Here is a 9678-nt window from a genome sequence, read left to right on the forward strand (position 1 = left end):
CTCCACTCAGGCGCTGCGGAAGCGCTGCAGGCCCGTCACCAGCGATTCGCCCATCATGCGCAGGAACAGCGTGCCCATGCCGGGATAGAAGCGGTTGGGGTCGTAGCTGCCTACCGCGATCAGGCCGACGCCCGGCAGCGGCAACAATGCGGTGGACGACACTTCGTTGACCCGCTCGCCGTACAGCACGACGTTCTTTTCCTGCTGCAGGCGGCCGCAGATGGGCTCGCCGTCCTGCAGGCAGTCGTGGAACGGCGCCAACCTGGCGTCGTCCTTGGCGATGACCTGCAGCCACGGTGCTTCGGCCAGTTCCGGCACGTCGTCGAAGGAGACGATGCGCACCAGGTCGCCGGCAAAATCTTCTTCCAGCGAAGCGGCCATCGCACGCAGGGTGTCGGCGGCGCTGGTCTGGCGCATCAGTGCCAGGGTCAGCTGGTGGGTACGCACGGCGAGCCGTTCGTTGATCTGTGCGTTGGCGCCGAGGTCGGCCAAGCGCCGCGACAGCTCGCGGTTCTTGTCGCGCAGCACTTCCAGCTGGTAACTGGCGAGCGAGGCGGTGGGGCCGTCGTCGCGCGGCACCACCATGGTCAGTGCCAGATCGGGGAACTGCTTGAGGAAGGTCGGATGACGCCGCAGCCAGGCAGCGACTTCATGGGCACCGATTTTCTCGACTGTGTCGTTCATCCCATCCACTCTCCGTCAAATACGAATGCTGCCGGGCCGGACATCACGATCTCGGCATCGTCTGCCGGCCATTGGATACGCAGGTCGCCACCGGGCAAGGAGATCAAGGCGTCGCGCTGCAGGCGGCCGCGCTGCATCAGCACCACCGCCGCCGCGCAGGCACCGCTGCCGCAGGCCAGGGTCTCGCCAACGCCGCGCTCGTAGACGCGCAGGCGGGCGTGGCCGGCATCCATCACCTGGGCGAAGCCGACATTCACCGATTCGGGGAACGAGGGGTTCTGCTGCAGCAAGGGCCCTACCCGCTCGACCGGTGCGGCGTCGACCGAACCGACTTCCAGCACGGCGTGTGGGTTGCCCATCGACACGGCGCCGAAGCGCACGTTCTCGCCCTGCAGCGAGGTCATGTATTCCTCGCGCGCACGCGGGAAGCCGAGCAGCGGAATCTGTTCCGGCTCGAACTCGGGCTTGCCCATGGCCACGGCGTATTCGCCATTGGCCAGGCGCTGCACGGCGTGGGTACGGGTCGGGCTGTCGATGATGAAGTCGTCGCCCTGCGCCGCGCCGTCGCGTACCAGCCAGGCGGCCACGCAGCGCGCGCCGTTGCCGCATTGCTGCGAAGTGGAGCCATCGGAGTTCCAGATACGGTAGGACGCTACCGCGCCTTCGCTGCGCGGGGCCTCGATGGTCAGGATCTGGTCGCAGCCCACGCCGCGGTGGCGGTCGGCCAGCAGCGCTGCCTGCTCGGCATTCGGCGGCGCGCTGCCGTCACGCAGGTCCAACACCACGAAATCATTGCCGGCGCCATGCATCTTGCTGAAGCGCATGCGCCCTGTTGCCGACTTACTCATTTACGCCAGCACCACCGGTTCCGTCTTCAACGGCTTCGTCGGCCTTCTTGTCGGCGGCCGGGTCGGGCTTTTCAGTGGCGGGCTGGTCGGCCGGGGTGACTTCCTGTTCCTCGATCGGCACCGGCTTCTGCGGCATCACCAAGGGGCCCTTGTTGCCACAGGCACTGAGACCCAGCAGCAGGAAGGCCGCCGGGATGAGAATCAGGAAACGGGACGTCTTGTTCATCCCCGGAGTATAGCCACTGGACCATGAAGTCCGAACCGCGATCTCGCCCCGTTCAGCGTTCGCCGGGGGGCAAGGGGCGCAGCCACAGCCACAGGCAGACACAGGCCATGATGCTGATGGAGGTCCATTTCACCCAGGCCAGCGGCACGCACCACAGGGTGATCAGGGCACAGGCCAGCATGGTCAGGCTGGCCATCCACTTGCCCTTGCGGCTGACCGCGCCGTGCGCCTGCCAGTCGCGGATGGCCGGACCGAAGCGGGGGTGGTCCAGCAGCCAGCGGTGCAGCCGCTCGGAGCCATGCGAGGCCGCCCAGGCCGAAATCAGCACGAAGACGGTGGTGGGCAGCCCCGGCACGAAGATGCCGACGATGCCCACGCCCAGACTGACATAAGCCAGCAGCCACCACGCCCAGCGCAGGCGCGGTGGGCGCGTGCGTGGACCGGGAGGATCACGTGGCGGCGGTGTATCAGGCATCGCTACGACCTGGCTGCGTCAGTCAGCCAGGCCCAGCTGCCCCAGCACGAAGGCGAAGGACTCAGCCTGTTCCTTGTAACGCTGGAAACGGCCGGACTTGCCGCCGTGGCCGGCTTCCATGTTGGTGCGGAACACGATGGGCTGGCTGCCGGTGTTGACGTCACGCAGCTTGGCCACCCACTTGGCCGGCTCCCAGTACTGCACCTGCGAATCCCACAGCCCGGTGCCGACGAACAGCGACGGATAGGCCTGGGCGGTGACGTTGTCGTACGGCGAGTACTTGAGCATGTAGTCGTAGTACGGCTTCTGCTCCGGGTTGCCCCATTCGTCGTACTCGTTGGTGGTCAGCGGGATGCTGGCGTCGAGCATGGTGGTGACCACGTCGACGAACGGCACCTGCGCAACCATCACCCGGTAATCGCCCGGGGCCTGGTTGGCCACCGCGCCCATCAGCAGGCCACCGGCGCTGCCGCCCGAGGCCGCGACGCGGTCCTTGGCGGCATAGCCCTGTGCGACCAGCGCGCGGGTCACGTCGACGAAGTCGTTGAAGGTGTTCTGCTTGTGCAGCAGCTTGCCGTCGTCGTACCAGCTGCGGCCCATTTCCTGGCCGCCACGGATGTGGGCGATGGCATAGACCACGCCACGATCCAGCAGGCTGACCACGCTCTGGTTGAAGTTGGGGTCCATCGACATGCCGTAGCTGCCGTAGGCGTACTGGTACAGGGCGGCAGTACCGTCCTTCTTGAAGCCCTTCTTGTAGACCAGCGACACCGGAATACGCGCGCCATCGCGGGCGGTCACCCAGACGCGCTCGGTTTCATACTTGCTCGGGTCATAGCCGATCACCGGCTGCTGCTTGAGCAGGCGGCGCTCGCCGGTCTTGACGTTGAGCTCGTAGGTGGTGGCCGGTGTGGTCAGCGAGGTGTAGCTGTAACGCAGCCACTCGGTATCGGGCTCGGCGTTGACCGACAGGCCCATCGAGTAAGCCGGCTCATCGGCCTTGACGAAATCGCTGCGGCCATCGGCGAACAGCAGGCGCACGCGCTCCAGCGCTTCGGCGCGCTCGGCGATGGCGGTATAGCCGTCGAACAGCTCGAAGCCTTCGATCAGCACCTGCGGATCGTGCTTGACCCAATCCTTCCACTGCTTGCGGTCAGTGGCACCTTCCGGCGCGGTGACCAGCTTGAAGTTGGTAGCGCCATCGGCATTGGTGCGGATCACCCAATGGCCGTTGTAGTGGTCGGCGTCGTATTCGACATCGCGCTCGCGCTTGGCCAGCACAGTGAACTCGCCCGGGTTGGCGGCAGAGGTGTAACGCAGCTCGGAGGACACGGTGCTGTCCACGCCGATGGTGATGAAGCGGTCGTCGCGGGTGCGGCCGATGCCCATGTAGAAGCTGTCGTCCTTCTCCTCGTAGACCAGCACGTCGGCACTGGCCGGGGTGCCGAGCACGTGCTTCTTGACGCGCACGGTGAGCAGGGTTTCCGGGTCGTTCTCGACGTAGAACAGGGTGCGGTTGTCATCGGCCCAGATCACATTGGCCGACACGCCCTCGATCACGTCGTCCAACACCTTGCCGGTGGCCAGGTCCTTGAAGCGGATGGTGTACTGGCGGCGGCCCACAGAATCTTCGGCATAGGCCAGCAAGGTGTTGTCGCGACTGATGTCCATGTCGCTGACGGCGTAATAGCCCTTGCCTTCGGCCAGCACGTTGAGATCCAGCAGCACCTCTTCCGGCGCCTGCATGTCGCCCTTGCGACGGGCGTGGATGGGATAGTCCTTGCCGGTCTCGTAGCGGGTGTAATACCAGTAGCCGCGCTCGGGGTAGGGCACGCTGGCATCGTCCTGCTTGATGCGGCCGACGATCTCGGCGTAGAGCTTGTCCTGCAGCGGCTTGAGCGGCGCCATCAGGGCGTCGGTGTAGGCGTTCTCGGCGTTGAGGTAGGCCAGCATCGCCGGCTCCTTGCGCTCGTCGTCACGCAACCAGTAATACGCATCCTCGCGCTGCGCACCGAACGGCGCGGTCACCGTATGCGGGCGCTTCTCGACATCAGGCGGGGTGGGCTGGGACGCGGCGGCGGTATTGATCATCAGGCTTGCAACCAACAGGCAAAGAAGAGGTTTCATCAGGTTCACTCCGGAACAGCGGTGGTGCATCCAGTGCAGCAGGCCACAGTGTGCCATGCCCGGCGCTTGCCCCGCTGCCATCAACGGCGCCTATCATGCAGCGATGAACACGCCCCACACCCCGCACGCCCCATACAGCCGCCGCAGTCAGGAGATCGCGCCCTTCCACGTCATGTCGCTGCTGGCCCGCGCCAACGCACTGGAGCAGCAAGGCCACGACGTGATCCACCTGGAGATCGGCGAGCCCGATTTCACCACCGCCGAGCCCATCGTCCGCGCCGGCCAGGCCGCTTTGGCCGCCGGTCATACGCGCTACACCGCAGCGCGCGGCCTGCCTGCCCTGCGCCAGGCCATTGCTGGCTTCTACGGCCAGCGCTACGGGCTGGACATCGACCCGGAGCGGATCCTGGTCACCCCGGGCGGCTCGGGCGCGCTGCTGCTGGCCTCCAGCCTGCTGGTGGACCCGGACAAGCACTGGCTGCTGGCCGACCCTGGCTACCCCTGCAACCGGCATTTCCTGCGCCTGGTGGAAGGCGCGGCGCAGCTGGTGCCGGTGGGGCCTGAAAGTGGGTATCAGCTGACTCAGGAATCGATTGCTGCAAATTGGGATGCCAGCAGTGTTGGTGCGTTGGTGGCCTCGCCGGCCAATCCGACTGGCACCACCTTGGATGCTGGGCAGTTGGCTGGCCTGTCTTCCGCACTGAAGGAACGCGATGGGCATCTGGTGGTGGATGAGATCTACCACGGGCTGACTTATGGCTTTGATGCGCCCAGCGTGCTGGAAGTGGATGACGAGGCGTTCGTGTTGAACAGCTTCTCCAAGTACTTCGGCATGACTGGCTGGCGGCTGGGTTGGCTGGTGGCTCCGCCGCGTGCGGTACCGGAGCTGGAGAAGCTTGCGCAGAACCTGTACATCAGCGCGCCGTCGATGGCGCAGCATGCGGCCTTGGCGTGTTTCGAGCCGGAGACGATTGCGATCTTCGAACAGCGCCGCGAGCAGTTCCGGCAGCGACGGGATTATCTGCTGCCAGCGTTGCGGGCGCTTGGGTTCCGGATTGATGTGGAGCCGCAGGGCGCGTTCTACCTGTACTGCGATGTGAGCGCGTTTACCGATGATGCACAGGCGTTCTGTGCGCACTTCCTGGAGACCGAGCATGTGGCGTTTACGCCTGGCCTGGATTTTGGGAACTATCGGGCGAACCAACATGTGCGGATTGCGTATACGCAGGATGTTGGGCGTTTGCAGGAGGCGGTGGAGCGGATTGGACGGGGGTTGGAGAGTTGGTTGGCTGGGAAGGTTGGCTAAGGGCTAAGAGCCTAAAGGCACCCCTCCCCAGCCCTCCCCTTCGCCTGCGGCGAAAGGGAGGGAGTGGAAGCGACAGCAGAAGCAAGAGCGCAAGCACAACTCAGCACGCATGCTTTGCTTGCAACTCCCTCCCTTTCGCCGCAAGCGAAGGGGAGGGCTGGGGAGGGGTGCTTTGGCTTTGGCTTTGGCTTTGGCTTTGGCTTTGGCTTTGGCTTTGGCTTTGGCTTTGGCTTTGGCTTTGGCTGTGGCTGTGGCTGTGGCTGTGGCTGTGGCTCGGCTTTGGCTTTGGCTGTGGCTGTGGCTGTGGCTCGGCTTTAGCTTTGGCTGTGACTGTGACTGTGACTGTGACTGTGGCTCGGCTTTGGCTATTTCCCTTCTCCCGCTTGCGGGGGAAGGTGCCCGTAGGGCGGATGGGGGGAGCTTTTGAGCTTTTGAAATGCCTACCGCAATTCACCAACAAGACTCCGCCCTTGCCCTCACCCCAACCCCCGCTCCACGCCCCGGCCCTTGCGCTGGCGCAAGTGCGTTCAACAGGGGCACAAACCGATGGTTTGTAAACGCCCCACTTTCACCCCGCAAGCGGGAGAGGGGCTTAGGCAAAAGCAAAAGCAAAAACAAACGCCACCTTTCGGTGGCGTTTGTTTTGCATCACTTCAAACCAAGCATCACTTCTTGCTCAGCTGCTCCCACAGGAAGCTGTACGCCAGTGCCGACATATGCGCGGCCTGCGCATTGTTCGCTGCACCACCATGACCACCTTCGATGTTCTCGTAGTAGGTCACGTCCTTGCCTGCGTCGATCATCTTGGCCGCCATCTTGCGGGCGTGGCCCGGGTGGACGCGGTCATCACGGGTAGAGGTGGTGAACAGCACCGGCGGGTAGCTCTTGGCCGGGTCGAACAGGTGGTACGGGGAGAAGGTCTTGATGAAGTCCCAATCCGCCGTGTCCGGGTTGCCGTACTCGGCCATCCACGAAGCACCGGCCAACAGGTGGCTGTAGCGCTTCATGTCCAGCAGCGGAACCTGCACCACCACTGCACCGAACAGCTCCGGGTACTGGGTCAGCATGTTGCCGGTCAGCAGACCGCCGTTGCTGCCGCCCTGCACGCCCAGGTGCTTGGCCGAGGTGATGTTGCGGGTGACCAGGTCCTGCGCCACCGCTGCCATGTCCTCGTAGGCCTTGTGACGGTTCTGCTTCAGCGCCGCCTGGTGCCAGCGCGGACCGTACTCGCCACCGCCACGGATGTTGGCCACGACGTACACGCCGCCCTTATCCAGCCAGGCGCGGCCCATGCCACCGGAATAACCGGGAGTCAGCGAGATTTCAAAGCCACCGTAGCCGTACAGCAGGGTCGGGTTGGAACCATCCAGCTTCATCGTCTTGTCGTGCACGACGAAGTACGGCACGCGGGTGCCGTCCTTGCTGGTGGCGAAGTGCTGCTCGATCACCTTGTCGCTGGCGTCGAAGAACGCCGGCATGGTCTTGAGCACTTCCGGCTGCTGGCCGATCTCGGCCAGGGCCAGGGTGGTCGGGGTCAGGTAGTCGGTGACGGTCATCCACACCGCGTCGCTTTCGTCCGCGTCCACTGCGCCGACACCAATGGTGCCAAATGCCGGTGCGCCGGTGAAATCGCTGCTCACCCAACCGTCCTTGCCGTGGGTCAGCACCTTCAGGCGGTTCTTGACGTCGTCCAGCACGTTCAGCACCACGTGCGACTTGGTCCAGGTGGTACCGGCCAGCGAGGTGGTATCGGTCGGCGCGAACAGCACGTCGAACTCACGCTTGCCGGCCATGAAGTCATCGAACTTCGTCGCCAGCAGCGAACCTGCGTTATAGGTCTTGCCGCCTACGGTCCACGGCTCACGCAGTTCCAGCGTCAGCCATTCGCGGCGCACGCCCTTTTCGGCCGAGTTCGGTGCGTCGACCTTGGTCAGCTTGCCATCGGCGCCGATCAGGAACAGCTCGTTGTTGTAGAAAGCAATCGTGCGGCTGACGAAGTTACGCTCGAAGCCGGGCGTATCGTCGTGCATCGCGGCGATGTACATGTCTTCCGGCTTGCCCTCGTACACCGTGGTTGCGGCGCTGATCGGGGTGCCGCGCTGCCAGCGCTTGACCACGCGCGGGTAGCCGGAGGTGGTCATCGAACCACTGCCGAAATCGGTGTAGACGAAGACGTTGTCCTGATCGATCCAGCCCAAGCCACCCTTGGCCTCGGCGCGGAAGAAGCCGTCCTTGATCCAGTCCTTCTTGGAGATGTCGAATTCGCGGGTGACATCGGCATCGGCGCCACCGCGCGACAGCGCGATCAGGCAGCGGTTGTACTCCGGGCGCAGGCAGTTGGCGCCATGCCACACCCAGTTCTCGCCCTCGGCCTTGTTCAGCGCGTCCAGGTCCAGCACGGTTTCCCACAGCGGCTCGGCCTTGCGGTATTCGACCAGCGTGGTGCGGCGCCATACGCCGCGCTCGTGCTGCTTGTCCTTCCAGAAGTTGTAGTAGTAATCGCCGATCTTCTCGACACCCGGGATCTTGGCATCCGAATCCAGCACCTCACGGATGCCGGCCTCCATCGCCTTGAACTGCGGGGTCACGGCCAGGCGGCCTTCGGACTTGGCGTTCTGCTCCTTCACCCAGCCCAGCTGTTTGTCGCCGGTGACGTCTTCCAACCAGGCGTACTTGTCCTGGGAGTCGTCAGCGGCCATGGCGGCCCCGGCCAGGCCGGAAGAAAGCAGACCTGCCACAAGGCAGGCAGAGGTGAGTCGGGACATGTTGGCTCCATGCGGTCATAAGCCGCGAACGCTAACACAGCCCCCTGCCCGCCCCCACGTGTCGAAGGTCAGGCCGCCTGCGGCAGGCGACGCCGGGCCGGGCGACGGCCACGGGTGGCCTGCGGGCCGCGTTTACGCGGTTTGGCGTGGCGGTTCCTCCAAGCTGCGGGTAGGCGGAAGCGGTACAAGGCCCACCAGGCGCTCAGCGGCATGCCTACCAGCCACAGCGGCAACCAGCCGATCCACTGGCTGTGGCCGCGCGCCGCCGGCCAGACCAGCACCAGTGCCAGGCCAGCCAGGGCCGCCTGTCTGACGCAGCGCAGCACCTGCGGATCGGGCGCGTCCTGCGCGTTACGACGGGATGACGATGCAAGCGGCTTGGTCATGACGTTCTCCGGCAACATGGCTGTGTTGGAGTGCATCCTCGGCGGCCGCCATCTCACAGACTGCGACCTGCCATTGACGGACGCATCGCTGCCCGTCGAACATGCAGCCCTGACCTTCATAGGTGCCTTACCCGTAATGCGACCGATTCCCGTCTTTGTGTCCGCCATGCTGTTGAGTCTCGCCCTGCCGCTGAGCCCGGCACTTGCACAGGAGGCTGCACCGGCGACGACGACGGTGGAAGGAATCGCCGAGGGCCCGATAGACCTGCAGCGCTTCATGGGCCGCTGGTATGTGATCGGACGCGTACCGAACTTCATCGAACGTGGCCATGTGGCCAGCGTCAACACCTACACCCTGCGTGACGACGACAAGGTAGCCATCAAGTACCAGTTCCGCGAAGGCTTTGCCGAACCGGAAGAAGAGATCGACATCCGCGCCAAGGTGGACGAAGAAAGCGGCAACCGCAGCTGGCGCACCTGGTTCTACCGGGTAGTACCGACCCGTTCACGCATTCTTGAAGTGGCGCCGGACTACTCCTGGGCACTGATCGGCTACCCGGGTCGCGAGATGGCGTGGATCTTCGCCCGCGAACCGGACATGGACAACGCTAACTACCGTCAGCTCGCCACGCGCCTGCGTGACAAGTACGACGTCAACACCGACAAGCTCAAGCGCGTGCCGCAGCACCCGCAGCAGGTGGACAAGCTGGGCTTTGAGGTGCCGAACAAGAAGTAACAGGGACAGAACCGTAGTGGGGCGGCCCGGGGGGGGCGGGGGGGGTCCGGAAATCCCCCAACCGGGAGAGGAAGGGCCAAACCGCCAGCCCACCCCCCCACGCCGCCGCCGCGGGGGGGGGGGGG

General features: G+C 64.8%; 9 protein-coding genes. 2 read left to right on the top strand and 7 right to left on the bottom strand.

Annotation, left to right across the window (positions count from 1 at the left end):
* Positions 1–6: 6 nt before the first annotated feature.
* From ACVOLI_RS14170 to ACVOLI_RS14190, 5 genes are read right to left on the bottom strand one after another with little or no spacing between them, the layout of a single operon-like run.
* Positions 7–684, bottom strand: a complete 678-nt coding sequence (locus ACVOLI_RS14170; RefSeq protein ID WP_481614912.1) for a DUF484 family protein — start codon at positions 682–684, stop codon at positions 7–9.
* A complete protein-coding gene (gene dapF / locus ACVOLI_RS14175) occupies positions 681–1532 on the bottom strand; it encodes a diaminopimelate epimerase (RefSeq protein WP_481614913.1) in 852 nt (283 codons plus the stop codon). Before dapF ends, ACVOLI_RS14170 begins: the two co-directional genes overlap by 4 nt.
* Positions 1525–1758: an LPS translocon maturation chaperone LptM gene (gene lptM, locus ACVOLI_RS14180; protein ID WP_481614914.1), complete on the bottom strand. Its 234-nt coding sequence runs from the start codon at positions 1756–1758 to the stop codon at positions 1525–1527. Before lptM ends, dapF begins: the two co-directional genes overlap by 8 nt.
* Positions 1759–1810: 52 nt before the next feature.
* Complete coding sequence (locus ACVOLI_RS14185; RefSeq protein WP_296247689.1) at positions 1811–2233, bottom strand: YbaN family protein; 423 nt, start codon at positions 2231–2233, stop codon at positions 1811–1813.
* Positions 2234–2251: 18 nt separating this feature from the next.
* Positions 2252–4360: a S9 family peptidase gene (locus ACVOLI_RS14190; RefSeq protein ID WP_481614915.1), complete on the bottom strand. Its 2109-nt coding sequence runs from the start codon at positions 4358–4360 to the stop codon at positions 2252–2254.
* Positions 4361–4463: 103 nt separating this feature from the next.
* Here ACVOLI_RS14190 and ACVOLI_RS14195 point away from each other — a divergent pair, with 103 nt between their 5' ends.
* Positions 4464–5666, top strand: coding sequence for a pyridoxal phosphate-dependent aminotransferase (locus tag ACVOLI_RS14195; protein WP_481614916.1), 1203 nt, complete (start codon positions 4464–4466; stop codon positions 5664–5666).
* A 665-nt stretch (positions 5667–6331) separates the two neighbouring features.
* On the opposite strand, the gene ACVOLI_RS14200 is transcribed toward ACVOLI_RS14195, so the two are convergent.
* Both ACVOLI_RS14200 and ACVOLI_RS14205 read right to left on the bottom strand, forming a co-directional pair.
* The gene (locus ACVOLI_RS14200) at positions 6332–8431 is read right to left on the bottom strand and encodes a prolyl oligopeptidase family serine peptidase (RefSeq protein WP_481614917.1); all 2100 of its coding nucleotides are present in this window, start codon (positions 8429–8431) and stop codon (positions 6332–6334) included.
* A 68-nt stretch (positions 8432–8499) separates the two neighbouring features.
* The gene (locus tag ACVOLI_RS14205) at positions 8500–8817 is read right to left on the bottom strand and encodes a hypothetical protein (protein WP_481614918.1); all 318 of its coding nucleotides are present in this window, start codon (positions 8815–8817) and stop codon (positions 8500–8502) included.
* A gap of 136 nt (positions 8818–8953) precedes the next feature.
* On the opposite strand from ACVOLI_RS14205, the gene ACVOLI_RS14210 reads away from it, so the two are divergent.
* Positions 8954–9553, top strand: coding sequence for a lipocalin family protein (locus ACVOLI_RS14210; RefSeq protein ID WP_481614919.1), 600 nt, complete (start codon positions 8954–8956; stop codon positions 9551–9553).
* Positions 9554–9678 lie beyond the last annotated feature (125 nt).

Source organism: Stenotrophomonas sp. STEN029, assembly GCF_056760015.1.

Excerpts from the sequence above, each read along its gene's own strand:
- ACVOLI_RS14195 (WP_481614916.1), top strand. The coding sequence starts at position 4,464 with ATGAACACGCCCCACACCCCGCACGCCCCATACAGCCGCCGCAGTCAG.
- ACVOLI_RS14200 (WP_481614917.1), bottom strand. The coding sequence starts at position 8,431 with ATGTCCCGACTCACCTCTGCCTGCCTTGTGGCAGGTCTGCTTTCTTCC.
- lptM (WP_481614914.1), bottom strand. The coding sequence starts at position 1,758 with ATGAACAAGACGTCCCGTTTCCTGATTCTCATCCCGGCGGCCTTCCTG.
- ACVOLI_RS14205 (WP_481614918.1), bottom strand. The coding sequence starts at position 8,817 with ATGACCAAGCCGCTTGCATCGTCATCCCGTCGTAACGCGCAGGACGCG.
- ACVOLI_RS14170 (WP_481614912.1), bottom strand. The coding sequence starts at position 684 with ATGAACGACACAGTCGAGAAAATCGGTGCCCATGAAGTCGCTGCCTGG.
- ACVOLI_RS14210 (WP_481614919.1), top strand. The coding sequence starts at position 8,954 with ATGCGACCGATTCCCGTCTTTGTGTCCGCCATGCTGTTGAGTCTCGCC.
- ACVOLI_RS14185 (WP_296247689.1), bottom strand. The coding sequence starts at position 2,233 with ATGCCTGATACACCGCCGCCACGTGATCCTCCCGGTCCACGCACGCGC.
- ACVOLI_RS14190 (WP_481614915.1), bottom strand. The coding sequence starts at position 4,360 with ATGAAACCTCTTCTTTGCCTGTTGGTTGCAAGCCTGATGATCAATACC.
- dapF (WP_481614913.1), bottom strand. The coding sequence starts at position 1,532 with ATGAGTAAGTCGGCAACAGGGCGCATGCGCTTCAGCAAGATGCATGGC.